The sequence below is a fragment of the Bacteroides sp. CAG:189 genome, from assembly GCF_000432295.1.
In the GTDB taxonomy this organism is placed as follows: domain Bacteria; phylum Bacteroidota; class Bacteroidia; order Bacteroidales; family Bacteroidaceae; genus Bacteroides; species Bacteroides salyersiae.
In genome coordinates this window covers 1-26,483 of sequence record NZ_HF991062.1, presented here as the reverse complement: position 1 = coordinate 26,483, position 26,483 = coordinate 1, and the positions used below count along the sequence as shown (strand labels likewise).

At 41.2% G+C, this 26,483-nt stretch carries 22 protein-coding genes and 1 tRNA gene; 5 read left to right on the top strand and 18 right to left on the bottom strand.

What is annotated here, in order from left to right; all coding sequences use genetic code 11:
- Positions 1–15 precede the first annotated feature (15 nt).
- On the bottom strand, positions 16–3,120 hold the full coding sequence (locus QVP90_RS09085) for a SusC/RagA family TonB-linked outer membrane protein (RefSeq protein ID WP_021936234.1): 3,105 nt from the start codon (positions 3,118–3,120) through the stop codon (positions 16–18).
- A gap of 136 nt (positions 3,121–3,256) precedes the next feature.
- Here QVP90_RS09085 and QVP90_RS09080 point away from each other — a divergent pair, with 136 nt between their 5' ends.
- The 3 genes from QVP90_RS09080 (at position 3,257) to QVP90_RS09070 (ending at position 4,351) form a co-directional block, all read left to right on the top strand.
- Positions 3,257–3,838, top strand: coding sequence for a uracil-DNA glycosylase family protein (locus QVP90_RS09080; protein WP_264381055.1), 582 nt, complete (start codon positions 3,257–3,259; stop codon positions 3,836–3,838).
- 21 nt (positions 3,839–3,859) lie between these two features.
- Entirely contained in the window at positions 3,860–4,213 is a 354-nt protein-coding gene (locus tag QVP90_RS09075; protein WP_007478390.1) for an arsenate reductase family protein, read from the top strand.
- Between the two features lie 65 nt (positions 4,214–4,278).
- Positions 4,279–4,351, top strand: a tRNA-Trp gene (locus tag QVP90_RS09070).
- Between the two features lie 86 nt (positions 4,352–4,437).
- On the opposite strand, the gene QVP90_RS09065 is transcribed toward QVP90_RS09070, so the two are convergent.
- From QVP90_RS09065 to QVP90_RS09040, 6 genes are all read right to left on the bottom strand, one after another.
- Positions 4,438–5,643, bottom strand: a complete 1,206-nt coding sequence (locus QVP90_RS09065) for an energy transducer TonB (RefSeq protein ID WP_021936232.1) — start codon at positions 5,641–5,643, stop codon at positions 4,438–4,440.
- A complete protein-coding gene (locus QVP90_RS09060) occupies positions 5,640–6,209 on the bottom strand; it encodes an RNA polymerase sigma factor (protein WP_005924680.1) in 570 nt (189 codons plus the stop codon). The genes QVP90_RS09065 and QVP90_RS09060 overlap by 4 nt, the downstream gene beginning before the upstream one ends.
- A 354-nt stretch (positions 6,210–6,563) precedes the next feature.
- Positions 6,564–8,474 (bottom strand): FG-GAP-like repeat-containing protein, encoded by a 1,911-nt coding sequence (locus QVP90_RS09055; protein WP_021936231.1) that lies wholly within the window; start codon positions 8,472–8,474, stop codon positions 6,564–6,566.
- Between the two features lie 17 nt (positions 8,475–8,491).
- Positions 8,492–10,768: a glycoside hydrolase family 97 protein gene (locus QVP90_RS09050; protein ID WP_021936230.1), complete on the bottom strand. Its 2,277-nt coding sequence runs from the start codon at positions 10,766–10,768 to the stop codon at positions 8,492–8,494.
- A gap of 37 nt (positions 10,769–10,805) precedes the next feature.
- Complete coding sequence (locus QVP90_RS09045) at positions 10,806–12,377, bottom strand: RagB/SusD family nutrient uptake outer membrane protein (RefSeq protein WP_021936229.1); 1,572 nt, start codon at positions 12,375–12,377, stop codon at positions 10,806–10,808.
- Positions 12,378–12,411: 34 nt separating this feature from the next.
- The gene (locus tag QVP90_RS09040; protein WP_005924703.1) at positions 12,412–15,507 is read right to left on the bottom strand and encodes a SusC/RagA family TonB-linked outer membrane protein; all 3,096 of its coding nucleotides are present in this window, start codon (positions 15,505–15,507) and stop codon (positions 12,412–12,414) included.
- Positions 15,508–15,881: 374 nt separating this feature from the next.
- On the opposite strand from QVP90_RS09040, the gene QVP90_RS09035 reads away from it, so the two are divergent.
- A complete protein-coding gene (locus QVP90_RS09035) occupies positions 15,882–17,726 on the top strand; it encodes a vWA domain-containing protein (protein WP_021936228.1) in 1,845 nt (614 codons plus the stop codon).
- Between the two features lie 654 nt (positions 17,727–18,380).
- On the opposite strand, the gene QVP90_RS09030 is transcribed toward QVP90_RS09035, so the two are convergent.
- The 6 genes from QVP90_RS09030 to QVP90_RS09005 all read right to left on the bottom strand — a co-directional run bounded on the left by QVP90_RS09030 (position 18,381) and on the right by QVP90_RS09005 (position 23,033).
- Positions 18,381–19,253, bottom strand: coding sequence for a pyridoxamine kinase (locus tag QVP90_RS09030; RefSeq protein ID WP_007478441.1), 873 nt, complete (start codon positions 19,251–19,253; stop codon positions 18,381–18,383).
- 134 nt (positions 19,254–19,387) lie between these two features.
- Positions 19,388–19,966 carry a LutC/YkgG family protein gene (locus QVP90_RS09025; RefSeq protein WP_021936227.1) on the bottom strand — a complete coding sequence of 193 codons (579 nt, stop codon included), beginning with the start codon at positions 19,964–19,966 and terminating at the stop codon, positions 19,388–19,390.
- A complete protein-coding gene (locus QVP90_RS09020) occupies positions 19,963–21,348 on the bottom strand; it encodes a lactate utilization protein B (protein WP_021936226.1) in 1,386 nt (461 codons plus the stop codon). The genes QVP90_RS09025 and QVP90_RS09020 overlap by 4 nt, the downstream gene beginning before the upstream one ends.
- Positions 21,345–22,085 carry a (Fe-S)-binding protein gene (locus tag QVP90_RS09015; RefSeq protein ID WP_021936225.1) on the bottom strand — a complete coding sequence of 247 codons (741 nt, stop codon included), beginning with the start codon at positions 22,083–22,085 and terminating at the stop codon, positions 21,345–21,347. The genes QVP90_RS09020 and QVP90_RS09015 overlap by 4 nt, the downstream gene beginning before the upstream one ends.
- Before the next feature lie 83 nt (positions 22,086–22,168).
- Positions 22,169–22,714 carry a 7-carboxy-7-deazaguanine synthase QueE gene (locus QVP90_RS09010; RefSeq protein WP_005924722.1) on the bottom strand — a complete coding sequence of 182 codons (546 nt, stop codon included), beginning with the start codon at positions 22,712–22,714 and terminating at the stop codon, positions 22,169–22,171.
- Positions 22,701–23,033 (bottom strand): 6-pyruvoyl trahydropterin synthase family protein, encoded by a 333-nt coding sequence (locus QVP90_RS09005; RefSeq protein ID WP_005924724.1) that lies wholly within the window; start codon positions 23,031–23,033, stop codon positions 22,701–22,703. Before QVP90_RS09005 ends, QVP90_RS09010 begins: the two co-directional genes overlap by 14 nt.
- Before the next feature lie 116 nt (positions 23,034–23,149).
- Between QVP90_RS09005 and QVP90_RS09000 the strand changes: the two genes are divergently transcribed.
- Complete coding sequence (locus tag QVP90_RS09000) at positions 23,150–23,512, top strand: YbaN family protein (protein ID WP_005924727.1); 363 nt, start codon at positions 23,150–23,152, stop codon at positions 23,510–23,512.
- Here the strand turns inward: QVP90_RS09000 and QVP90_RS08995 are convergent.
- From QVP90_RS08995 to QVP90_RS08975, 5 genes are all read right to left on the bottom strand, one after another.
- Positions 23,479–24,045 carry a 5'-methylthioadenosine/S-adenosylhomocysteine nucleosidase family protein gene (locus tag QVP90_RS08995; RefSeq protein ID WP_021936224.1) on the bottom strand — a complete coding sequence of 189 codons (567 nt, stop codon included), beginning with the start codon at positions 24,043–24,045 and terminating at the stop codon, positions 23,479–23,481. The genes QVP90_RS09000 and QVP90_RS08995 overlap by 34 nt on opposite strands.
- A gap of 109 nt (positions 24,046–24,154) precedes the next feature.
- Positions 24,155–24,439, bottom strand: a complete 285-nt coding sequence (locus QVP90_RS08990) for a winged helix-turn-helix domain-containing protein (protein WP_005924733.1) — start codon at positions 24,437–24,439, stop codon at positions 24,155–24,157.
- On the bottom strand, positions 24,432–25,037 hold the full coding sequence (locus QVP90_RS08985; protein ID WP_021936222.1) for a hypothetical protein: 606 nt from the start codon (positions 25,035–25,037) through the stop codon (positions 24,432–24,434). The genes QVP90_RS08990 and QVP90_RS08985 overlap by 8 nt, the downstream gene beginning before the upstream one ends.
- A 10-nt stretch (positions 25,038–25,047) precedes the next feature.
- Positions 25,048–25,821, bottom strand: coding sequence for a hypothetical protein (locus tag QVP90_RS08980; RefSeq protein ID WP_021936221.1), 774 nt, complete (start codon positions 25,819–25,821; stop codon positions 25,048–25,050).
- Between the two features lie 2 nt (positions 25,822–25,823).
- The gene (locus QVP90_RS08975) at positions 25,824–26,141 is read right to left on the bottom strand and encodes a hypothetical protein (RefSeq protein ID WP_007478446.1); all 318 of its coding nucleotides are present in this window, start codon (positions 26,139–26,141) and stop codon (positions 25,824–25,826) included.
- Positions 26,142–26,483 lie beyond the last annotated feature (342 nt).

The window sequence follows — 26,483 nt, the reverse complement described above, 5'->3', positions numbered from 1 at the left end:
TATCCACCCTCCGTTTTAAAAGTCACACTTAATACTGAATCCCAAGCTACGCGTAGTGGGCATTCCATAAACATCGATCCCTTGATTGTCATTTCCGGTAGAGAGTACCAGATCCGGATCAAAAGGCGCTTTCTTATAGAAAAAGAAAAGATTGCGCCCCACAAAAGAGAGCTGTATTTCATGAAAGATCTTCATCTGTTGTATCCAGTTTGCCGGCAAGCGATAACTCAACGAAAGCTCCCGCAAACGAATATTCGTGGCATCATACATATAATATTCCGTCACACCGGCACGTCCGCCGACTACATTCTTATAAAACCTCTTCACATCCTCTATACGACGGCCTTCCAAAAGGACATATCCGGCATCCCGGGCATCGGCCGTGGCTTTGGATACCCCATACATATCCATATCCGCCTGTGTCTGCGAAAGAATATCTCCGCCATACCGCCAATCGATCAGACAGTAAAGACTGATTCCTTTATAAGAAAGAGTATGGCTCCACCCCATAGAGAAAACCGGATTGGCATTTCCCACTTTTACCGTATTCCCGTCACCCTCCACCCGCGGCAGGCCTTTGTTGTCTCCGTCGGTTTCATAAACGATATTTCCCCCTGCATCACGCACGAATGCCTTCCCGTAAATATCACCGATGGAACCACCTTCCACCAACTTCATGGCATAACTCGATGAAAAGCTGGTAGGCCCGTACACAAACTCTTTCAATTTCTCATGCAATTCGATAATTTTATTCTTATTGGACGAAAAGTTCAATGTAGTTTTCCACATAAAATCCCTGTTCATCACCGGAGCAGCATCCAATGTCAACTCCCATCCTTCGTTCTGTATATTGCCGGCATTGACATAGCGGTATGCAAACCGATCACCGGAAAGAGCCGGCAACTTGAAGAACTGGTTACGGGTATTCGTGCGATAATAAGTGGCATTGATGCCTAAACGGCTTTGCAGAAAACGCCATTCCGTCCCCACTTCTACAGAATAAGTCATTTCCGGTCTCATCTCCTCAAAAGGAGCGGCATCATTTGCCTGTATTCCTCCACCGGCCACTACATGCGAAACAGAATTGGTGATAAACAAAGGAATATCATTCCCCACCTTACTGTATGCCCCACGCAATTTTCCAAAAGAGATCCATTCGGGTAAAGCCATCCATTTGTTGAAAATAAAAGAAGCACCGACCGAAGGATAAAAAAAGCCGCTCTTCTCATGTTTCGTAAAAGCAAGCGTCGAAGCCCAGTCATTACGGGCCGTCACGTCGATAAAGACGCTTTCCTTATATCCCAATTGTGCCGTGGCAAATACAGATTGCAGTTGTCTGTGTGCATCGATCCTCTGATCAAGCACGGCAGCACTGTTCATCAGGATATTGGCCAAAGTAAAGACATTGGGGTATTTCAATGAGGCCGTTTTTGAATCATAACGGGTGGAATTCACCACCTTATCATTGATGCTGCCACCGATAGCGGCATCCAACGAAAAATCATTCCACTGTTTCTTTACAGTGGCCATCACATCGCCATAAAGCAATATTTCCTGATAATCCATCTCAAGATACCGCCCGTTCACACCTGCCAAAGCCGGAGCGGTAGACGCATAAAACTTCTGCCGTAACTTATCACCTATATAATCCATATTACCGCGTGCCTGAATGTCCAGCCAATCGGTTACTTTCACCCGCGCCGATAAAGAGGCGATCACCCGTGCACGGGTATCCTTGCTCTGAATCCGGTTTACAATCCAGTAAGGATTCTGCTCGAAATCGTCAGAAGGCGCATGCCAGTTCTGCACATTCAACTTACGGTCTTCATCGTACACCTCAAAATTATCGCGATAATAAGAAAGGTCTTCACCACGCGGAAAACGATATAATCCCACAAGCGGATTCATATAAAATCCTCCCGGAACCGGTTTGTTTTCCACTACCTGCCGCATGATATTTACATTTCCATCGAGTTTCAAACGGCCGTTGAACAGTACGGAAGTCTCCCGCAAATTCAAATTATGCTTCGATAACCGGTTTTTATCGACAATACCCCGCCCGGTAGTATTGGCATAAGAAAAATAATTTTGCAGTTTCTCATTCCCATGACTCACAGAAAGGGAAGTAATAGAGGTAAAACCGGTACGAAAGAAATCATTCAGATGATCTTGTTCAGGCAATGCTTCCTGTGCTCCCCAACTATCCACACCATCACTAACGCCATAGCGATTCTGCATTTCGGGAAGACTGAAAGCCTTATCAATAGTCAGACTGGTAGAAAAAGAGATTTTATGTGCGCCCGTACTCCCCTTTTTGGTAGTTATCAGAATCACGCCATTGGCCGCTTGACTTCCATACAAAGCTGCTGCCGGTGCACCTTTCAATACAGTAATGCTCTCCACATCTTCCGGATTCAAGTTGGAAATGCCATCCCCCCCGTCACGATTGCCCGCATCAGCAGTCCCGCCAATAGCCGAATAGGCCTGTTCGGAAGTGGAATTCAGCATCGGCACTCCGTCTATCACATACAGTGGCTGATTATCACTGACCACCGAACGGATGCCACGAATGCTGACCTTAGCCGAAGCCCCCGGACCGGAAGAGTTTTTACTTACCTGCATACCCGCCGCCTTTCCGGCCAAAGCAGTAATCATATTCGTCTCTTTTACCCGGTTCAGCTCATCACTCTTCAACTGCATGGCCGAATAAGACAAAGATGAAGCCTTCTTTTCAATGCCCAATGCAGTCACAATCACGTCATCGAGCATCACCGCATCTTCTTGCAATACGATCTTGAAATCCGTTTTTCCAGATACGGGAACCTCTACGCTTTCATATCCTAAAAAAGAGACCACCAAAGTAGCATCCGGATTTACGAGCAAAAGAAATTCACCGTTCACATTGGCCACTGTTCCTTCCGATTCTCCTTTTACCTTAATAGTAGCACCAACCAAAACATCACCTTTGGAGTCGTATACCGTCCCGCTTATCTTTTTTTTTGAAGAAAACTGATCATGATGGCCATCATGTTCTACATTAACGGCATAACCGACTGTTGTACAAACAGAAAAGAGGAATGTCAAAAAAAAACAGATAAGTATTCTCGCACTAACTAACATGTTCATTAATATCAATTTGTATATAGACAAATATACATAATAAAATCTAAAAAGAGGTTATCCCAATATCATTTTGATGAAAGAGTTCGCCAAAACGCGTATTATCACTATTTTTGTTGCAAATAAAACGATGAAAATGGAAATAGAAATAGAGAATCATCCCTTGCAACCTTTTCTTCCGGTAAAAGCCCGGTTATTAATGCTTGGAAGTTTTCCACCACAAAAAAAGCGGTGGTCTATGGATTTTTATTACCCAAATCTAAATAACGATATGTGGAGAATCACCGGAATCCTATTCTTTAACAACAAGGATTATTTCTTGAATGAATCGAAAAAAGCCTTTTGCAGAGAGCGCATCACCGACTTTCTTAATGAGAAAGGGATTGCACTTTTTGATACGGCTTCTGCCATACGCCGCCTGCAAGATAATGCTTCCGACAAATTCTTGGAAGTTGTGCAACCTACCGATATCCGCGCACTGCTCCTGCAACTTCCGGAATGCAAAGCGATCGTCACTACCGGCCAGAAAGCCACGGACACCCTCCGTACGCAATTCAGTATAGAAGAACCGAAAGTGGGTGATTTCTCCGAATTTTTATTCGAAAACCGCCCGATGCGTTTATACCGTATGCCATCTTCCTCACGTGCCTACCCTTTGGCACTGGACAAAAAAGCTGCCGCCTATCGCATCATGTATCAGGATTTACAAATGCTTTAATCAATTATATATAGGAAACCTATGAAACCGATCTTTTTGCAATACCCCGCATGCAGTACTTGCCAAAAGGCAAAAAAATGGCTGACAGAGAACAACATTGAGTATACCAACCGGCTCATTGTGGAAGATAATCCCACAATAGAAGAATTAAAGGCCTGGATTCCCCTTAGCGGATTGCCGGTAAGAAAGTTTTTCAATACCAGTGGATTGGTATATAAAGAGCTGAATCTCAAAGACAAGCTACCTACCATGAGCGAAGAAGAGCAAATCGCCTTATTGGCCACCAACGGTAAATTGGTGAAACGTCCGTTGGTAGTCACCAATAATTTTGTACTGGTAGGTTTCAAACCTGCCGAGTGGGAAAAGCTAAAATAGTTGAAAACTTCTTTGTAGAAGCGCTTGCAGATTCAAAAGTTTATTCTACCTTTGCACCCGCAAACACGGGAGTAGCTCAGTTGGTAGAGCACCGGTCTCCAAAACCGGGTGTCGGGAGTTCGAGCCTCTCCTCCCGTGCAAGATTTCAATAGCTGTGAGTTAATAACTTGCAGCTATTTTTCGTTTAAAGGTCGGACAATAGCTAAAACAGCCCATTCATTCTCCTAAAATTGAATCTCCAAAGTCACTTCTCCCCCTCCGACAGTCCATTGCGGACCTTCCTGCACAAGACGTATCGCTTCTTTATCAACGGAAGGACATAAACTTCCCTGTACCTTTATATCGATAGGACGCCCCTCGTCATTCACATAAAAAGTCAGTATCACTTTCCCCTTTACCCGCTCACATTCTTTATCTGTCGGGCGGTTCAGATTCTTTTTCAAATATCTCCGATAAGCCCTTTCCCCGATTACCGGACGAGGCATCGTCAATTGTTCTACGGTTACTGCCGCCCCAGTCAGATTCGCTTTCCGCTGAGTCCCGTACCCTACTACTACCACTTCATCCAATTCTCTACTGTCTTCATTCATGGCAATCAGCATCTCCTTACTTGTATCGGCTGGAAGAATAACCGGTTCATAGCCTATATAATTGACCGTAATCTCTTTTCCGTCATTCATCGGCAAAGTAAAATTACCATTCACATCCGATACAGTTCCATTATTAGTACCTCTTACAGTGACGGTGGCTCCCACAATAGGCTCTCCAACCTTATCAATGACACGCCCTTTCACTCCGTTTACTTTTATCCCGCTTACCATTCCGCTCAGTTGCTTTGCAATGCCATTATTGGTAACGTCAGACAGAGCGGTACTAACCGGTTTGGCAGCTACCGAATCCACTTCAACAACATCAGCCATTACACTCATCCCTGCTTCATCGGCAATTTCTTCCCGCATCTTTGCAGAAGCTGCCTTTGATAGTTGCCGTTCCCGACTGGCAAACACCTTCACCGAATCTCCCCGGACAGTTCCAGCCAATTTTCCCTTTTCTTCCGGATGTACCGATTTTGCTAAAGGTAACTGAGGTGTTTGAGGCACAACCTGCAACACGGTATCCCGTTGCAAGGCTTCCAATGTCATAAAAACATCTTCCGGTAGCCTATTTTTCTGATATATGAAATAGCTGCTCAAACAAACACCTATCAATAAGCTCGCCGCTACACTCCACACAACAGCATGATTCCGTTTTCCCTTTGCTTTTCCCCTGATCCGGCGACGTAAAATCTCTATCTGATACTCCTGGTTCTCCCCTACGCTGTCATAACCATCCATAGCATCGGCAAGAAAAGGATCACGCATCGCCTCTTTCTGCAAGCGATGAGCCTCTTTCCCCTTTCGAGTTCCTCGTATGTAGTCTAATAGCTTCATTGGATCTGATTCTTTATGCAAATCTTTAAATTTCTTTTCCCGTTCTGAATATAACTTTTCACATGGTTCAGTGTTAAACCTGCCTGCTCCGCAATATCGGCATATGACATCTCTTCCATAAAAAATTGCGTAATGCTGATACGCTGAAGTTCTGGCAGTTTTTCAAGACAATGCTTCAAGGCATTCAATTGTTCTTCCGAATGATCCTCCTCAGATAACAGATGCAAAAATTCATCGGATTCCATAATATTAATCGTATAATCAAGCGGAATTTCCTTATTGTCTTTCCTTAATATCTGCAGACAATGATTTTTAGCTACCCGGTACAACCACGTTTTGAAAACTTTTATCTGATAATTGGATACTTTGGAAAGCAGTTCTTCAAAAAGTTGCATGACTGCGTCCTGTGCACGAGCCTCATCACTCAGATATTTAAGACAAAGTCCGTACAGCAACGGAATATAGCGGTTGTATAATTCACCGAAATATTCTGTTTTACCCGAATCGGTATACTGCTGTAACAGTTCTTCATCAGTCAACTTTGATATGTTTTTCTTGAAAAACAAAAATTCTTTTTAGGCAAAGTTAAAAAAAACAAGTAAACATCAAGTCATATCGGAAAATTAAAAATAGACCCAAAGTATCCAAGTATAACCAATCGGTCTAACAAGAAAGCATTCATACACATAACACACTAATAATCAGTCATTATCAAAATATATACTTTTATGTAGCATGAATATATACTTTTACCCAACAAGAATATACACTCTTACATGACAAGAATATATCTTTTTGCAATCACATAAAAACGAAGCAACTCTCCGACATTACAAGAAAATACCCCCGTCAAGCTGAGAACATACAGCTTTTCGGGGGTATACTGCCAAAGGCCTTCTATTTACCAGTTTGTTATCCTTTTACCAAACAATTACCTTTTTCGTTATCATCTCATCCGTCAACATTATTTTTACCAAATAGATTCCTTTCGACAATTCAATAACCATATCATTCAATAAAACCGACTCCGAATATACATTTCCTCCGTCCATTGAATAAACATTAACCACACCTTTCAAATCACACTTGCCGACAATACGTATCGCATTTTCTTCACTTATTATTTTTACAGGAGCTACCGCCGGCTCTTTATCAATACCGGTTCCTGAGCCAAACATGGCAAACGGACCACCCACTTTTGCATTATCGACCGCCTGCACTCCCCATGTATAATCACCGGTCAATCCTGTCACTTTATATAACACCCTCTTGCTGATCAATCCGGAAACTTCAGACACTTTCAAACGTCCGGTAGCAATATCGGCAGGAACCGTCATTCGGACAACGTCTCCTTGCTTGATATACAAATTATATTTCAAAGCATTGGCCGAAGTCTGATCATCTTCCGGAGCATCCCATGAAAACATGGCAATACCATTGGCACCCGGAGTCACTTTCAAATTCTTAGGTGCACCGGGAGCTTTATTAGACGCGACTCCTTCTCCCAAAACATTCTTCATCAAACGGGTATGCGATCCTCCTGCATCACCATAACCTACCAAACACGCATCCAAATTGCCATCATTATCAAAATCCACAAGATTGGCAGTCCCTCCTCTCTGTGCTGCCACACCGGCATACACAAGTGGAGAAGCTATGAACATAGGAGCACCAAGCATACCTCCATTATTCAAATAAACAACATCATTCTCACTCGTCGCATTCATATAAAGAATATCACTAAAGCCGTCATTGTTAACATCACCGGCATCAATGGAAAGCTCCTGCCTGTTATTTGGTAATCCCGTCGTAGCAGCATCGTACTTAGTGAATCCTCCTGCTGAATTAAGATATAAATCGCCACGCCAGTTCCAGCTCACATTCTCATCCCATCTGACTCCGGGAACAACAAAATCAAGCTTTCCATCATTATTATAATCAAGCCAGGCCGGATTTCCTTCTTCTATACCCGCAAATTCAATAGGCTCGGCAAAAGTTCCGTCTCCATTATTTTTATAAACCGCCCCGTTATAACTGCCATGATAACCATAATCGGCATCGTATTTATCAGCATTTATTCCCTCACCCGAAACAATAAGATCCAAAAAACCATCACCGTCATAATCACCCCAAGCTGCACCACCGCCCGATAATTGTATAAACGGCTTAGCTTCACTACCCAGTTTGTTTTTCACCGGTTTATCGATACGTTCGAAGTTCTGTCCATTCACATTTCTGTACAAATATGCTATTCCTGTATTTTTATCTCCTCCATTTGTACGCCCTTGAATATACAGATCGGTCCAACCATCCCCATCATAGTCCGCAGCTACTACATATCGGGTAGAGCGATTCCCATCACCATTATTGATTAAAGGAAACAAGCCGGTAAATACCTCTTCAAAGCCGGCATCTCCTCCTTTATTTTTCCACAGACCCGAGTACAGTTCTCCATTACTTTTCTTCCCCGCCAAAAATAAATCCAGATTTCCATCATTATTATAGTCAAACCAAGTGGCATTGGATGTTCTCAGATCCGGAAAATTATGTTCCACTTTCTCAAATTGCCGGCCATTTTTATTTTTATAAAGCAGTGTCTTTTCTCCCTGTGAAGTCACACCAGACACGATCAAATCCAAAAAGCCATCATTGTCATAATCCCCCCATGCAGCAGCAGCTTCATAAATTAGAGGAATATTTTCTGTTCCGTCATCTACTACAACCGGATTCAATATCTCAGAGAAAGAGACATTTTTCACCTGAGCAAAAGCAGAAGTACAAACAAATCCGGCTAATACAAATGTATACTTAAAGATTTCTATATTTTTCATAATATATCCGATTTTCATTAATAGATAAAAGTCGTTGAAGCCAATGCAGGCGCCGTTTTCACGGAAACTACATATATTCCTTTATTAAAGTCTGATAAGTTTATTCGTTCGGAATAAACATCGTCATTATATTTCCGGGCAAATAATGTTTGCCCGGTGATATCATTTATCCTTACAGCCTCTATCCTCTTTTCCGTCTTGATATGGAGCGTATCCGTCTCTTTCTCAACATAAACAATAAGAGGATTTTCTTGTTTCACTTCTGTAATTCCCGAACCGGAAGCATGAAGCAGCCGGATGGCAAATCCTCCTCCTTTAGCCATCGGAATGGAGAGTTTAGTATCTTTTGTGATTTCCATTCTTTCGCATACATATTGTTTAGGTTGCTCTCCCGATGCAGAAGTATCTTTAAAAATATCAGCCAGATAAGAAACGCCAGCTTCCAAGAAGCCGAAATCGACTTCCAGCGTTCTCGCAGTCCAGTCAGTCATGCCACCTACATACCAATCTTTTCCTTTCTGTTTCGCCACCAAAATATAATCTCCTAATTTAGCATCCAATGGAACTGTTTTGTCCCACACCACAGGTACAGTCGACAGAAAACTTAGTATATCCGGATATTTATTGTATTCGGTCGGAGAATCACACAAATAACCTATCCACTGATCATAAATCACATACATCGACAGTTCGTGTGCTCTGGTTCCCATACTCATCGGTGGAGTATCATCCTTATCAATCGGCTGGAATTCTTCTTGAGTTACATTTCTCATAGAACCTGGAGTATAATCTTCAGGACCGACCAACGAACGTATAAAAGGAAATTGTGTATGATATTCCGGTGTCAAAGTTTTTTCCCAGAAATTACATTCTGCACCACGAACAGCCTCAAAATTCAATATATTAGGAAAAGTACGATTTATTCCGGCAGGAACCGGACAACCATGAAACAATGCCACCATTTGGTGATTTGCCAAGCGTTGTGCAAAATCCCGTCCCCAACGCATAGCAATCTGATCATTACGTTCGAAAAAGTCAATCTTTGCCCCAGACACACCATAATCTTTCATCTTCTTAATCCAGTCTTCCGGATTTTCTCTAACACAACTCGCCCATGTCCAAACGATAATTTTCACATTCTTCTGTTTAGCATAAAGACACAAAGTACGTATGTAGCTCTCGGACCAACCCGCATCAAGTGTCATATATTCAATTCCATGTTGAGATGCCCAATCAACATAATACTTATATAACTGGAACGACAGATTATTATTTCCCGATGGGAAATCCACTCCCTCTAAAACTGCTTTATGCCACCATTCCCAAGCACTCTTACCAGGTTGAATCCACGAAGTATCGGTAAGACGGCACGGTTCCGCCAACATATACACCAATTCATTATTCAGTAAAGATTTATCATCATCAGAAACAATAATAACCCTCCAAGGGAAAGTACGGTTTCCTTCTGTTTTTGCAATATAATTTTCTCTTGAAATAACCAAATGGTTCGAATACCAATAATTAGGGTTCGAAGGATCTTCATCCATTACCTCTTTAGGATATTGGGCCCATTTTCCACGCATAGAATTCGGACCGTTTTGTTCCATATATAACCCCGGATAATCATATGTATCGGATTCTGTCACTACTATTTTATAAGAAGTGTCAGGATGAGAAAACAATACCGGAGAAACAGAGAAACGGTTATTGGTTATCTCTGTGGGAGCATTATAAATTTTATAGAGTCTTTCGAAGTTCCGGTATCCTTGATGAATCTGATGTACCTTTCCTTCTTGATCTTTTTCCCCAGAATAATTAGTATCACATTCCGGAAAATAAACTGTCGGAGTGAAAGTGAAATTAAATACGGCATCTTCGCTATTTATGATAATTTCTCCGCCCAACCGTGTGATAAACCGATAAGCTATGCCTTCATCGTAGGCCCTCACCAGAAGATCATAATCTTCCGTGAAAGAGATCAAAAGCTCGTTATAGGCCTCTCTCAGTGTTTTATTCTTTCCTGCTATAACTTCAATTGTCTGATCGACAACGTTCCTTGTAACATTTTTCACCGTTCCCCCTCCTATAATCATACCATTGGAAAGGTTGAGTCCGATAGGGGAAGATGCAATCAGTTGTTCGTTACCATGCCAAATTTCATAAGTAGTTCCTTTGTCTATCCGCAACTTTATTTTCAACATTCCATTAGGTGACATCGTTTCATATTCTTCAGCCTGTATATTCCATAGACAAAAGAAGATAAATAATGAAGATAAAATTAGTTTTCTATTCATATCATCTTATACATTAAATTGATTATTAATATAAAATTCAATACCCCGGATTCTGATCTTCCTCGCTTATGTCAGAATTATTCTTAATTTCTGTATCTGGAATAGGCCAACGCATATGGAACTCTTTTATCGTTCCCGATTTCTTAGCCCAAGGATTACGCTCTTTTATCAACTCAACAAATTTACCGGTACGAATCAAATCCATCCGTCTCCATCCCTCAAAACAAAGTTCACGAATACGTTCGTCCATTATCTGTACCCGAAATTCATCTTGTCCATAATTCCAAGCCATTTCATTAGGAAGAGTCCCGCCCCAAGCACGTGCACGTACTTGATTTACTACTGTATTCGCTTCTCCGGTTTCTCCAAGTTCATTCAAGCATTCGGCGTAACACAATAGCACATCCGCATAACGCAATACAATGAAATTTTTACCAGAATACCATTCGTTAGCCAAATTTCCGTTAAATTGATCCGTACGTTCGTCTTCATACTTTTTAATATGCGGATCCAATTCATCAGCTCCCCAAGAAACCTCTGTAGGAGTAATGCCCAAATAAGTAAAATCATAGCGGATACTTTCATCTCTACGCAAATCTCCCTCTTCCCAAATACCTCCTTCAGACTTCGATTTATATGCATATTCCGTAGGTAACGCCACATCATATCCAGCAAAATAACAGCCCTCACCAAATGTAGCGACTACTGTACGGGATCCCATATCGAATTCCCAATGATTAATGCGGTTTACATTATCATAATCTAATTCGAAAATAGACTCAGGTGAATTAAACTCTAAATTTTCATCGAAAAGATTACTGTATTCAGAATCCAACTGATAACGGTCAAGCATTGCCTCAAAACTTTCCTTTGCCAATTTAAAATCTCTCATGCCGGTTTCCACTGGGACTGACATATAGGCTTTTCCCAACATAGCCAACGCCGCACCGGAAGTTGCACGCATCTTATCAGCAGATTCCGTATACCTATCTTTCAAAGACACAGATGCAAAAGTAAAGTCATCAATAATCTGTTTCCATACTTTCTCCAATGGCTGACGAGCCGAATTATTCATTGTAGCAATATCAACCACCGGAACCTCACCCCAATACATCGTAAGCTCCATCATTACCATAGCCCGTATAAAACAAGCTTCACCCTTCAACCGTTCTATTTCATCCAGCATTTCTTCTTCCTTAGTCGTCTCGGCAATTACGTCAAGTGCATAAATAGCATTCGCTGCAGAAATAACAATCGGCCACCTTCTTGACCACATTTTATCTACTTGTGTGGACATTGAATTCAATAAACCGTTGTAAAGATCGAGGCTGGCTTGAGTTGCATCGTCCATCTGTACTATGCCTTGTTTACTCTCGTCCAACCCCAACAGTGAGAAAGTCAATCCTTCCCGCCCCGATTTTGATTCACGAAACGCAGTGTACAGCCCATCAACTGTTGGTATAATATTCTTTAAATCAGAAAAAGCTTCCTGCTCCGTCAGTGATGTCTTAGGCTCTTGATTTAAAAAATCCGAACAAGAATACATGCTTAAAGAACCTGCTAACATGCAGGCCGCTATCAATCTGTTTATTTTTATCACGTTTTTCATAACTAACTATATTTAATATACCAATGAAGACTATTTACAATGAAACATTCAATCCGAAAACAAACATTCGTGTAGGTGGATACCAATCTCCCGTTTCCGGATCATATCCTTTATAAGGAGTCAAACAGAACACATTGGATACTGTAGAGTAAATCCGAAGATTTCCAATTCTCATTTTTTCCGATACTGACTTTGGAAACGTATATGACAAACTCAAAGTAGATAAGCGTAAAAACGAAGCATTCTGTACAGAAAAATCCATTTGACTGGCAGAAAAAGTATTGTAATACATCGTTTCGGTATCTGTAGGATCATTATAAATAGGACGTGGAAATTTAGCATCTGTATTTTCCGGTGTCCAACGATCAAGTAAATCAATGGAAGCAATTCCCGTCCCCCGACTCGTGATCAATGATTCATAGTAAGGACTCAACTTTTTACCTCCACATGAATAATTGAATACAGCATTCAACGTCACCCCTTTATATGAAAAATCTGTTGAAAAACCACCATAAAATTTAGGATCGGGAGAACCGACAATCACACGATCCTTATCATCGATCACTTTATCATCGTTTATATCCAATGGATAAAGATCTCCCGGATTAACCTGTCGTCCCGAAAAATCAATATTTTTTAAATGTTCCATATCTACCACTTGGGCAATGCCACCTGTTTTCCATATATAAATCGTATTACGTGACTCACCTAAAAACAAATTCCCTTCCTTTTGAAGATTACGATCAGCATCAATATTATAAACCGCATCATTATCACCGTAAAGTTGCGTAACTTTATTTCTATCGGCCGAAATATTGGCAGAAACATTCCACTGGATATTTCTTGTTGCAATCAGTTTGGCATTCAAGGCAAATTCGATACCTTTGTTTTCAATTGCACCGATATTTTCTATCGCTGAACTAAAACCGGATGTCAACGGTAAAGAACGCGTCATCAACAAATCCTTATTTTTTATAAAGAATGCATCCATTGTTGCAGTAATACGCCCATTCAAGAATCCCATATCCAAGCCGACATTGAATTGCCTCTGAGATTCCCAAGTAATATCTTTTGTACCTCTACTTCCTTTAGGTACATAAGTAACCTTTCCATCCTCAAGTTTGGCATCGTAAAGTGTATAAAATGCAAAATCATCAATACTCTGATTACCGACCAAGCCATATCCCAAACGTAATTTCAATTGGTTAAACACACGCTGTTCTTTCATGAAATTCTCCTCTGCAATGTTCCATGCAGCAGAAAAAGAAGGAAATAATCCCCATCGATGACCTTTGGCAAACTTAGAAGAACCATCATAACGCGCGGTAGCTGTCAAATAGTACTTACTTGCATAATTATAATCGGCACGTACTACATATGACATCAAGGTAGCCGTTACAAAATCAGAGCCGATAGACCGTTCATCCGTTTTGTAAGAAGCACCTATGTTATAATAAGAAAATCGATCCGTACCGTATCCTTTCCCTGTAGCATACGTATAATCCCGATCTGTCTGAGTAGCACTGGTACTAAACAAAGCATTTATTTTGTGTTTTCCAAATATCCGGTCATAAGAGATGGAATTATCCCATTGCCATACCATTCTTTGGTCACGGGTATGCTCTGCCTGTCCATCCTGAGAATAACGAATAGATTCCTGAATATCTTTCGGAGTGTATTTAAACCGATCTTCTTGAAAAAAATCAAGAGAAAACGAAGTACGGATATTCAATCCCTTTAGTGGATTTATATTCAAAAAATTGGTAGAAGACAAGCGATTGCGCCTGCGGTCATTCTCTATTTTTAAAGTGCGTATCGGATTAAAGTAATTATTATCCTCTATTCCACCATAATTCAAGGTGTAGATTTCCGAGTCAACCGGTAACATAGGATTAGCCCCACGTGCTTTATCATAAACACCATCATCCGAAAATATTTCAGATTCAGTATGAGAAAATGAGGTATTAGTACCGACTTTTAACCATGATTTGATGGAATAATCTGAGTTAATACGCCCATTATACCTCGTATCCCCAAGATTCTTGACCATTCCTTTTTTATTAGAATATCCGAAACTTAAATAATAGGCACCTTTTTCGGAAGCTCCACTAAAACTCAACGCATGATTTTGCTCTACACCAGTACGGGTCACTGCATCCAACCAGTCATAATTATCATTATTCTCATAGGCATCAAACTCATATTGTGCAAAGACATATCCTCCCGAGCCATCTTTAACATAAGGTGTCATCACCCGATTGGCCAAAAACGCATCAATTTCATCAACTGTTGCCTCCGGGTGACGCGCCGTAAACGAATTCATTGCCGCCTCTTTTCTCAATTCAAAAAGATCTCTTGTACCCATAGTTTCAGGAAGCTTTGCTTCCGTTTGAAAACCAACCCAACCATCATAGGTAATTCTGCCACTACCAATTTTACCTTTTTTAGTTGTAATCAAAACCACTCCATTAGAAGCACGCGAACCATAGAGAGCTGTAGCAGAGGCATCTTTCAATACCTCAATAGAAGCAACATCATTCAAATTGATAGAATTAAATCCACCTCCGAAGTTATCCATAACCAAACCATCCACTACATAAATAGGATCGGTAGTAGTATTAATGGTATTGATACCACGAATTTTAATAGTTGCATCATCACCCGGTTTGGCAGCATTAGAAATCAAGACTCCTGCAACACGCCCCTGTAAAGCTTGGTTTATACTGGTAACCGGTTTTTCTTCCAGCACTTTCGCACTAACACTTGATACAGCACCAGTCAAATCACTTTTTTTCAAAATAGTACCGACAACAACGACCTCTTCCAAATCTTGTGAACTGGTTTTCAGAGAAACGTTTATCAACGAGCGGTTCCTTACAGCAACTTCTTCCGTTTCATAACCCAAATAACTGAATACTAATATAGCATCAGACGGTACAGAAAGAGAATACTTCCCATCTATATCCGTAACAGTCCCCATTGTAGTACCTTTTACAGAAATACTTGCTCCTATCAATACTTCCGAATCAAGATTTCCCGTGACTGTACCCTCAACAGTTATACTTTGAGCCGCCAATAAAGTACAACAAAATAATAGGGAGAAAAACCAAATTAATCTGTTTCTTTTCATAATACATCAAGATTAATAATTAAATGAATTTTATGTTATATATCCGGTTGTTAACTGCCCATTTAACAGATAATCAGAAAATGACAATAAGGTCCGGAAACTCTTTAAGCATATTATGCATATTACTGTTTCTTTTAATTATAAAATAAAATAGTAATTAATAATTTAATACATGCAAAATTAGGCAAAGACACATGAGCACACAATGGAGAAATATACTATAAACATGGACAATTCTATGGTTAAAAAAAAGATAAATATCCTTTCCTAAATTAATATGAAAAAAATAAGAACCCCTTTATGGAATCCTGTTCAAAACTGCATCTATAGAATAAAACATAGGATTTATGTATCACATTTAATTTAAATAAGGTATGAAAACAAATCGATTAAGAGCTACGATGTTCGGATTGCTGGTAGCAATTATTTCTTTGGGAAACGTGAATGCAGAAACATTCATAGTAAAAGGTAAAGTAACTGATGCCGCAGACGGTTCCGGTATTATAGGTTGCACAGTGCAGGTAAAGGGGACTACTCGCAGTACTATAACCAATGTGGACGGCGAATATACGATTCGCGCTGACAAAGGTGAAAAATTAGTATTTTCTTATATCGGTTACGAAAAGCAAGAAGCGGAGGTTAAGTCCGAACGCCTGAATATTCGTTTAAAAACAAGTAGTCAGGTTTTGGAAGAATGTGTCGTAGTGGGCTATGGTACACAGAAAATGGTAAGCTTATGCGGTGCTGTAGGGCATGCTACTCCCGGCATCATGGCAAGCAGAATGGATGCCGACGGCATGAATGCAGAAGAGTATAAGGAGATTGCAGAAAATAATTTTAAGACCGTAAGCGAAAGCCCCCTGTCTACATTCTCAATTGACGTAGATGCCGCTTCTTACAGTAACATGCGCCGCTATATTAATAAAGGTGAACTTCCCCCTGCGGATGCGATCCGTACGGAAGAATTAATAAACTATTTCTCATACGACTACCCTCAACCTACCGGAAATGATCCAGTGAAAATCACTACTGAAGTAGGTGCCTGTCCATGGAATGTAAAACACCGGTTGGTCCGTATCGGATTGAAAGCAAAGGAAATTCCGACAGACAAGCTTCCGGTATCCAATTTAGTTTTTCTAATTGATGTTTCCGGTTCGATGTACGGTCCTCAACGTCTGGGATTGGTCCAGTCTTCTCTCAAATTGCTGGTAAACAATCTGCGTGATGAAGACAGAGTAGCGATTGTCGTATACTCCGGTTCGGCAGGAGAAAAATTGCCCTCCACCAGCGGAAGCGATAAACAGAAAATCCGTGAAGCTATCGATGAGCTGACCGCAGGAGGTTCTACCGCCGGTGATGCAGGTATCAAACTGGCTTATAAGATGGCAAAGCAGAACTTTGTAAAAGGAGGAAACAACCGTATCATCCTTTGTACGGATGGAGATTTCAATGTCGGAGTGTCTTCGGATGAGGGACTGGAAAAACTCATCGAACAGGAGAGAAAGAGCGGTGTTTTTCTGACTGTATTAGGTTATGGAATGGGAAACTATAAAGACAGTAAAATGCAGGTCCTCGCAGAAAAGGGAAACGGGAACCACGCATACATTGACAATTTGCAGGAGGCCAACAGAGTATTAGTCAATGAATTCGGAGCTACGATGCACACAGTGGCCAAAGACGTAAAATTACAAATAGAATTTAATCCGTCGCAAGTACAGGCATATCGGCTCATCGGCTACGAAAGTCGTTTGCTGAAAGACGAAGATTTCAACAATGATGCCAAAGATGCAGGTGAAATGGGAGCAGGACACACAGTAACGGCTTTCTATGAGGTAGTACCCGCAGGAATCAAAAGCGATTTTACGGGTAAAGTGGACGATTTAAAATATCAAAAGACAAAACCGGCTCCTGCTGTGACAAACAATTCAAAAGAACTCCTCACTGTAAAACTGCGCTACAAAGCACCGGACGGAAATACCAGCAAGAAAATCGAACAACCCCTTATCGATGATAAAAAAGAAAAAGTATCTTCGGACTTCCGCTTTGCTTCTGCTGTTGCCATGTTCGGACAGCTATTGCGTGATTCTGACTTTAAAGGAGACGCCACTTATGATAAAGTAATATCCCTGGCTAAAACATCGCTTGACAATGACGAAAAGGGATACAGAAGAGAGTTTATCAGATTAGCAGAGACAGCCGAAGGATTAGCAAAGGATTAGCTGAATAAGAAAAGAAGAATAAAATGCCCCATGCCGCAGAAACTTGTGGCGTGGGTAAGAAACGAGAACTGTATCAAAATGTCAAAATGATATTCTTAAGTATGACTATCGGGCTTATTTGCAAACGGTAACAGTGCCAATTACAAAAGCCGCCTTCATTCCCACTTTGCGTTAATCAAATAGCTCATAATATAGTATATTTTGATGCAACATGCTTGCATCCTTTGCTTTTACCGGATAATTTATTCTTAAATATCCTATATTTACGTTTTTATTCTATTTACAAATGGTCAGAAGTCAAACAGCAATGAGTATAAAATCAAGAGTCTGATAGCGAATCTCTCGTTCTTCTAAGGTAATCTTTCGGTTCCTCTACGAGTCTTTTATCGTTCCTCTACGAGCAACAGAGAGAAACTCGTAGAGGAACCGAATCTATTTCGTAATGATAAACAGATTTACATGCAAAGATAAATACATATTTATCCGGATCAGGCTAAAATATGCGAAACGAAATGCATTTTATTACATCATTTTATGCATACGATTCTCTATATCTGACTTTTCCAACAGAATACCTGTCATTAAAAAGACTGATATAGAAACAAAAAGGTTTATTTTCAAGAACAAATGCATCCCGGCAAAAAATAACTATGATCAGATAAGCTCATAACTGCTACTCTGAATAGGCATATCGAGATTATGCAGCACTTTCTCCAAAAGAATACCTTCACGGTTATCATACTCATAACCGAAAGTAGCGCGAATTCCTTGTAAAATAAACTGTGTAGCACGGTCAAGTGCAATAGGAAGGCTGTCACCTTGCAGCAAAGCCCCGGTGATTACACTTGTAAAAGTATCCCCGGTTCCGGGATAATGAGCAGGCAGATAAGGACAAGTTACTTTCCAAAAGCGATTGCCGGTACGATTATAGGCGTATACAGATGTCTTATGAATGTCATTCAATACAGGAACACTGGTTATAATCACCACTTCCGGCCCTTTATCAGAAAGTTGACGAAGGTAGGATTTCAACTCTTCATCGGTATTTTGCTCTTTATAAGGCAGATCCAGCAAGTAAAATAGTTCGGTGAGATTGGGAGTGATCACATCGGCTTTCGTTACCAGTTGCCGCATCTCCTTGATCATCGAATCATGAAAATTGGCATATAGCTTGCCGTTGTCACCCAAAACCGGATCTACCACGACAAGGCTTTCCGACTGCCGGAAATCATCTATAAAATCAGTAACAATCTGTATCTGGAGTGGAGAACCAAGGTAGCCGGTATAGAACGCATCGAATTGTACACCAAGTTTCTTCCATTCGGAAATAATCTTGGGCATTTCATCGGTTAAATCCAAAAACGAAAAATTGGGATACTGTGTATGACTGGATAACACCGCCGTAGGCAACGGACAAACTTGAAAACCCATTGATGAAAGAATGGGAATAACTACCGTAAGCGAAACCCGGCCTACCCCTGAAAGATCATGAACAGCTACAACTTTCTTTACTTTATTTGCATACATAATATTAATAATTTGCCAATTAAATAATGTGTCAATGTGCCAATTGGCTGCGCTATTATTTAATTGGCATATTGGTCAATTGATGTATCATTTAATTGGCACATTGGCATATTGGCACATTGACACATTATTTATCATTTTAAAATTACCAGCACATCCCTCGCCCCGTGTGCTCCCATAACCAAAGCCTGTTCGATATCGGCAGTCTTTGACGGACCGGAGATAAACGTACCGAATTGATATTTCTCTTTTTTCATTTCCTCATAAGCTTCATGCATATTACTGACAATCCGGTTACGATCAAGAATAATCACTAATTTCTCTGCTATAAAATAGAGAGCTTTATACTTCACCGTTTGAGGAATCCAGACAGCACCATTCTCCGCAACACCGATTTCTCCGGCCACCACAGCTATATCCGTACCGTTCAAATCCTGTGCACGGTCCAATTCATCCGGATTGAATGTAGCACATGTTATTTCATCCAGATTCGAAGCTATTCGACCGGCATCCGGATAAGTACGGCGAATGACCGCATTTATATCCTCCCCCTTACCCAATAGCACAGCCTCACCGCCTACCGCACGACTTACCTCACAAAACTTCTCTATAACATCAGGATAGGTAGTCGTCTTTATCTCCCATTCCGGATAATCAAAACGCTTTTGCGTATTCTTACGGATATTAGCCAATATTTCTTCCCGACTACTCATTTCGTTTCCTCCTTTCCCTGTACCTTATTCTTCTTCCACATTTCATTGAACGATTCACCGGCAAACTTCGGCAATTCACGTCCCTTTCCCCAGGCATCCAGATCATTGTACTTGATAAAACGCGGCAGATGATTCACCAATGGTGCTGCCCACAAAGCCGCATTGAACCAAACAGGATGATCCATCAATATTTCCATACCACCGGACATTATTTTTTTCCCGGTATCAGCTTTTCCTATCTTATCCAATATCTGACGCCATTTATAAATTTGCTCTGCCAGATCGACTTTCGCCGGACATACATCGGAACAAGACAGACAAAGCGAACAGGCAGAAAGATTATCATAATACTTTTCCGGATCGTGCGCCATACCTAAATTTATACCGATAGGGCCGGGAATGAAATAAGTATATGAATAACCACCACTACGGCGATAGACCGGACAAGTATTCATACAGGCGCCACAGCGGATGCAATTCAAAGTCTTGATATGATCGGGATGGGCAAGTATCTCGCTCCGCCCGTTATCTACGATGATGATATGATATTCGCTCCCTTCACGCGGTTTGCGATAGTGGGAGGTATAAGTCGTAACAGGCTGTCCCGTAGCCGAACGGGCCAGTAGCCGGGTAAATACCCCCAATGCATCCATATCGGGAACAATCTTTTCAAGGCCGAAAGCGGCAATATTCAAGGTAGGACAGGAAGTTCCCATATCCGCATTCCCTTCGTTGGTACACACCACTATATCCCCGGTAGACGCTACGGCAAAGTTTGCTCCTGTCATGGCAGCTTCCGCATTCAGAAAGATATTTCTCAGATTCTTACGGGCGGCATGCGTCAGATAAGTAGGATCAGAATTCCCTTTCTCCGTACCCATCTCTTTTTCAAAAAGTTCTCCCACTTGCTCACGCTTAATATGAATGGCAGGCAGCACGATATGACTGGGCGGCAAGTGCATCAACTGCAAAATACGCTCACCTAAATCGGATTCCACCACATCGATCCCTCTTTCTATCAGAAACGGGTTCAACCCGCACTCTTCGGCAAGCATAGACTTGCTTTTAACGAAACGCTTCACCCCGTGACTGTTCAGAATCTCATAGACAATGGCACAATATTCATCGGCATCCTTTGCCCAGTGCACTATGGCGCCATTGGCAGTCGCATTCTTCTCAAACTCTACCAGAAGTTCATCGAGATGGCTATTGGAATAAAGTTTCAGTTCACATGCCTTCTCACGCAGATCCTCCCATTCAGGAACCTCCTTACTCATCTTATCTCTTTTGGCACGAACCATCCAAAGGGTTTCGTTGTGCCATGCCGCCATCACAGGATTCTCTAAGAACTTCCCGGCAGCCTTTGCATGCTTGGTACTCATAATTGTGATGCTAAGATTTCTACTATATGAACAATTCTGATAGGCAGTTTCTCACGCTCGATGATGCCTTGCATATGCATCAGACAGGAACTGTCGGCTCCGGTGATATATTCGGCCCCGGTTTCCATATGATGCCTTATTTTATCACGGCCCATACAGACAGAGACCGCCTGCTCTTCGACAGCAAACATACCGCCGAAACCACAACATTCATCTATATGGCTCGGTTCAAAGATTTCAATACCATCGACCAATTGAAGCAGGTCGCGCAGTTTATTAAAATAAGGAATATTCAGTTCACTCGGAGCAGACAGGAAAAGTTCACGTACGCCATGACAGCTATTGTGGATGCTCACTTTATGCGGAAAACGGGCTTCCAGCCTTTCAGGTTTTATCACATCATGAATAAAATCGCAGAGATCATAAATCTTACCGGCACTTTCGCACAAATGTCCTTCTTTGGCAAGGATACCCGGATGATTCAGTTTGACAAATGCCACACAACTACCCGAAGGCCCAACAATGTAATCATACTGCTTGAACAGATCATCGAACCGTAGAGCGAGTTTTAAAGCTTCGCCTTCAAAACCGGCATTTGCCATAGGCTGTCCACAACAAGTTTGATCCAGGGGATAATCTACATCCACACCTAAACTTTTCAAAAGTTTATACGATGCCACCCCCACACTGGGATAGATGGCATTGATGTAGCAAGGAATAAATAAACCTACTTTCATAATCAATAATTATAAGCTACGAGTTACGAACTACGGGCATCCTTCCGAAAGAATACCATATAGCCGGCAGCAGCCCGTAACTATTACAAAATATTTATCAGTTTGTGCGTTTGCAGGCTTAGTCTCCATTTGGGGTGTCGCATCACGCAATCCACCGTTGCTGCGGTGTTATTACAAGAACAAGGCTGGAGGAAAAAATGTTCGGCGGGAAGTAGCTCATAAACGTCAATATTTTGTCCTTCGTACACTACTTTCACTTCATCCATTCTGTTTAAACCCAATTTTACACCTTGCTTGGGCGAACAGGTTATCCAATCGATAGCCGCCGGCAGAGGGCGGGTACCATTCGTCTCGATACAAACATATTTCCCGGCCTGATGCAAAAGACCGATCAAGTGATCGTCAATCCACAAGGAAGGTTCGCCACCCGTAAGTATCACCATTACAGCCGGGTATTTCTTTACCTCGGCTATAATCTCCTCATCCGTCATCATCACTCCCTCTTCATGGCGGGTATCACAAAAGCCACACTTCAAGTTACATCCTGAAAAACGGACAAAAACAGCGGGAGTACCTGTGTGATACCCCTCTCCTTGTAAACTATAAAAAATTTCGTTAATCTTTCTCATAGACAGCCGTATTTGACTCGGATTCCTGCACTTCCACTTTGAAGCAATGAGGCACTTGTTCACAAACCCAACGAGCTATATTTTCGGCAGTAGGATTAAAAGGAAGTACTTCATTCAGATTGCGGTGGTCCAATCTTTCTTTCACCGCTTTTTTGATCAGGCTGAAATCCACTACCATTCCGTCGGCATTGAGTTCTGCAGAACGGCAGTACACCGTGATAATCCAATTGTGACCGTGCAGATTCTCACATTTACTGCGATAAGAGAGGTTCAGACTATGCGCAGCCGATACCTCGAGGCGTTTTATTACTGTATACATCGTCATATATATTAAAAAAAGTCCCTGCATCTAATGTCACCTCGATGCAGGGGCAAAGTTAATACAAATTCAGATTTTCATTCTGCAAACCTCGTTATTTTTTCTACATTTGCAGCATGAAAACCATCTGTATCATTTTAGGAACCGTTTCGCTGGCATTAGGTATTTTAGGCATCTTTCTGCCATTATTGCCTACCACCCCTTTCCTGCTGCTGACGGCTGCGCTCTATTTCAAAGGGTCGCCCCGCTTGTATCAATGGTTACTGAATCAGAAACATCTCGGCCCTTATATCCGTAACTTTCGCGAAAATAAGGCGATCCCCTTGCGTGCCAAAATCATCTCGTTAGTGCTCATGTGGGGCACCATGCTCTATTGCATATTCTTTCTCGTCCCTTTAGTATGGGTCAAGATACTCCTTTTTCTGATTGCAGTAGGAGTCACTTATCATATACTTTCCTTCAAAACATTGAAAAAGTGAGACAACCCGGTACGGGCATCAGCCAATTTATCTTCCCAATGCTTCACAGAATTCTGACCGATCACATCAGAGACATATTTTACCGAAATAAAAGGAATCTCTTTAGAATTACATACGAAAGCCTGTGCATATGCTTCCATATCTACCACATCTCCCTCTATATCAGTCAACTCTGTAAGAAAACTATCTCCGGTATTACAGGTAGCCGACTCCGTCCAATGCTTACAGAACCCTTTCTGTTCAAGCAACGCAGAAGTATCCAACTGATAGCTTAATCCGAGTCCTGCCAACTTCTGCATATCACGGTCAATAAAATGACGGCAAACAAAAATATCGCCTACCTTATGATGAATCGTCCCTGCCGTCCCCATATTTATTACAATATCCGGTTCCACCTGACGGATAGCTTCCGCCAAATGAAAAGCTGCTTTTACTTTGCCGATGCCGGTACGTACATAATACACTTCTGCATCGGGCCACTTAATCTCTGCGAATTCGCCTTGTACAGCGTAGGTTACTAATATTTTCAACATAAAATCATTCTTTAAAAACCTGTTTTTTTATACGCAAAGATAAAATAATAATCTCAAAAGCTAAAGTATATTCCTGATAGATAGCAAATAATCCTCGTCCATTCACCATTTATTTTATAATATAACTTTTCAGCGCTTCCACGTATTCTTCAAACGCATCCACTCCCTGTGGGGTAATCTTACAGATCGTACAAGGCATTTTTCCTTTAAATGTTTTCGTTATCTCCACATAACCGGCTTTGTTCAGTTTATCGATCTGTACACTCAAGTTTCCGGCTGTAGCCCCCGTCTGCTGACGAATATAGACAAAGTCCGCTTCCTCAACAGAAATAAGCAACGACATCACCGCCAGGCGAAGTTCGGAATGGAGTAACGGATTCAGTTCTTTAAACATTGCTTCTCTTTGCTTTACGATTAACCATATGTCCCGGAATAATCATTACGACCGTAATGGCAAGGGCAAAAGCAAAAACCTGTCGTAAAGGTCCTTCCACAATTGAATTGATATTGAAAAGCATCCCTAACGAAATAGCGATTCCAAAAGCGGAGCAGTTATAAAACGATTTCTCTTGGATAACAGATCCTGTTATTCCTGCACCCACGGATAACACCAACAGAAGCAACGGCAATATAGCGATATTATTTCCATAATTCAAGGCCAAAAGGGCAATGATAGCACAAGTTCCTCCTACTATTTGCCAAACATTCGAAATCACTTTATCGACATAACTCATCGTTTTCTTACCATTCCGCCGGGAAATCCAATAAGTATACAGACACCCTATCACCGGAATCACAATCCCCAACCAAAACCAGCTCTGATTTCCGGTAATATAAAGTAATAGGAAAATTGCTATGGAGACAGCAAGAGTCAAATATCCCCAAAATAGAAAACTATTACCGCTTCCTACAACCAACCCTTTTTTACTATTCTGAATCATCTGGGTAATCAATGCCAGACTCTCTTGTTCATTCAATTTCTTATTTTCCATGTTCTTATTATTATTTTAATTGTCTGCTACTCAACAATGCATACAAAGAGATCAGCAGCAAAGGTAAATGATATATTCCTAAATAAAATCCGGTGGGATTGGCAAACTGCCCCATATTATAGATACCGATAATTAACCCTACCATAGCAGTGACCCGGTAGGTTACCATGTTTATAGTGGGACGGCACAAGGTAAGCAATATCAGAAACACGGGTGTCATTGGGCAAAAAGCAAGTGATGCAAAACCGGAAAACAGATAAGCGGGATTGAAATCAGGTTTCGCATTCTGTAGATTCATCGGAAACCACAAACAGAAAAATGCAACGGGAACCAACCAAGCTGTTTTCCAGTTCAAATTCGAAAATGTGTACTTATTCTCTCCTTTCCAAGAATCACGAAACCAGACAAAGGCCACAAACAGCATCATCACCAGATTGACCGTCACTACGCTGACACCATATTTATTGGTTACAGCAATACTTTGGATGATTGCATACAGCAGATAGCAACATCCCACATAAGCGGAAAAGAACCGGCCGATCCTGTCACGAAAAAACAACAGGGCAACAATCAGCGCAAGCGCCATCCACTGAAAAACAAATGAATAAGGATAGAATCGGTTGATCAATGCATGCCCCAATGTAGTAAAGACAATCTGTCCGGCCTCTTCAAAACGGAACCCTTTCGTTGCCATCGGCATCAATACAAATTGCAAAGCTATCAGCACTAAAAAGAATTTCCAGGAAGTGCAAAAACGTTCGAAACGTGTTGAAGTCTCTTTCATAATTATTTGATTTTTATGTCCAGTCCGTTTTCAAATATGACACGATCCAAATAAGTCTTAATCAGTACCGGCTTTTCATGCCTGCCAAACAAAAACGTACCTATTCCTCCAAACACAGGTATCAAAAACCAACCATACATACTATAATACTGATGTGTCAACATCCAGCCTGCATAAACCAACAGAGAAGTTAAAACCGTAGCGTATCCCCAAATCAAAGCAGGGCCTCCGGCATTCTCCCTCACATTCCTTTTGCTGTTTCGAATCATCCGAGCAATGAGTTCCAGGCTCTCTTGCTCATTTAATTTTTTATCTTCCATGACACGTATTTATTTGTTGTTAAATGTATTATCAGAAATTCGAATCTGTGGCAAAGATAAGTAGTTTATTCTATAAACCAAATTATATTATAAATTATTTTATGCCGTCAGATAACCCGTTATGCTATACAGGCCCAATTATGGTAAATAATAAGAAATAAAAGTATATCTTTGGAACATAAAGATATATACATCAAAATCACTATATATCAAACAGATACATACATCCAATCAGAATTAGGCTATCAAAACATCCGGATGTTGCCCACCACTACATCCGGATGTTTTCATCGCCAATTATAAGAGTGTGATGTGTACTGGATTTAGTTGACAACTTCGATT

Excerpts from the sequence above, each read along its gene's own strand:
- QVP90_RS08995 (WP_021936224.1), bottom strand. The coding sequence starts at position 24,045 with ATGTTGAAAATATTAGTAACCTACGCTGTACAAGGCGAATTCGCAGAG.
- QVP90_RS08975 (WP_007478446.1), bottom strand. The coding sequence starts at position 26,141 with ATGGAAGATAAAAAATTAAATGAGCAAGAGAGCCTGGAACTCATTGCT.
- QVP90_RS09030 (WP_007478441.1), bottom strand. The coding sequence starts at position 19,253 with ATGTATGCAAATAAAGTAAAGAAAGTTGTAGCTGTTCATGATCTTTCA.
- QVP90_RS09025 (WP_021936227.1), bottom strand. The coding sequence starts at position 19,966 with ATGAGTAGTCGGGAAGAAATATTGGCTAATATCCGTAAGAATACGCAA.
- QVP90_RS09080 (WP_264381055.1), top strand. The coding sequence starts at position 3,257 with ATGGAAATAGAAATAGAGAATCATCCCTTGCAACCTTTTCTTCCGGTA.
- QVP90_RS09015 (WP_021936225.1), bottom strand. The coding sequence starts at position 22,085 with ATGAAAGTAGGTTTATTTATTCCTTGCTACATCAATGCCATCTATCCC.
- QVP90_RS08990 (WP_005924733.1), bottom strand. The coding sequence starts at position 24,439 with ATGTTTAAAGAACTGAATCCGTTACTCCATTCCGAACTTCGCCTGGCG.
- QVP90_RS09085 (WP_021936234.1), bottom strand. The coding sequence starts at position 3,120 with ATGTTAGTTAGTGCGAGAATACTTATCTGTTTTTTTTTGACATTCCTC.
- QVP90_RS09010 (WP_005924722.1), bottom strand. The coding sequence starts at position 22,714 with ATGAGAAAGATTAACGAAATTTTTTATAGTTTACAAGGAGAGGGGTAT.
- QVP90_RS09000 (WP_005924727.1), top strand. The coding sequence starts at position 23,150 with ATGAAAACCATCTGTATCATTTTAGGAACCGTTTCGCTGGCATTAGGT.
- QVP90_RS09035 (WP_021936228.1), top strand. The coding sequence starts at position 15,882 with ATGAAAACAAATCGATTAAGAGCTACGATGTTCGGATTGCTGGTAGCA.
- QVP90_RS09050 (WP_021936230.1), bottom strand. The coding sequence starts at position 10,768 with ATGAATAGAAAACTAATTTTATCTTCATTATTTATCTTCTTTTGTCTA.
- QVP90_RS09065 (WP_021936232.1), bottom strand. The coding sequence starts at position 5,643 with ATGAAGCTATTAGACTACATACGAGGAACTCGAAAGGGGAAAGAGGCT.
- QVP90_RS09075 (WP_007478390.1), top strand. The coding sequence starts at position 3,860 with ATGAAACCGATCTTTTTGCAATACCCCGCATGCAGTACTTGCCAAAAG.
- QVP90_RS08980 (WP_021936221.1), bottom strand. The coding sequence starts at position 25,821 with ATGAAAGAGACTTCAACACGTTTCGAACGTTTTTGCACTTCCTGGAAA.
- QVP90_RS08985 (WP_021936222.1), bottom strand. The coding sequence starts at position 25,037 with ATGGAAAATAAGAAATTGAATGAACAAGAGAGTCTGGCATTGATTACC.
- QVP90_RS09045 (WP_021936229.1), bottom strand. The coding sequence starts at position 12,377 with ATGAAAAACGTGATAAAAATAAACAGATTGATAGCGGCCTGCATGTTA.
- QVP90_RS09055 (WP_021936231.1), bottom strand. The coding sequence starts at position 8,474 with ATGAAAAATATAGAAATCTTTAAGTATACATTTGTATTAGCCGGATTT.
- QVP90_RS09005 (WP_005924724.1), bottom strand. The coding sequence starts at position 23,033 with ATGTATACAGTAATAAAACGCCTCGAGGTATCGGCTGCGCATAGTCTG.
- QVP90_RS09040 (WP_005924703.1), bottom strand. The coding sequence starts at position 15,507 with ATGAAAAGAAACAGATTAATTTGGTTTTTCTCCCTATTATTTTGTTGT.
- QVP90_RS09020 (WP_021936226.1), bottom strand. The coding sequence starts at position 21,348 with ATGAGTACCAAGCATGCAAAGGCTGCCGGGAAGTTCTTAGAGAATCCT.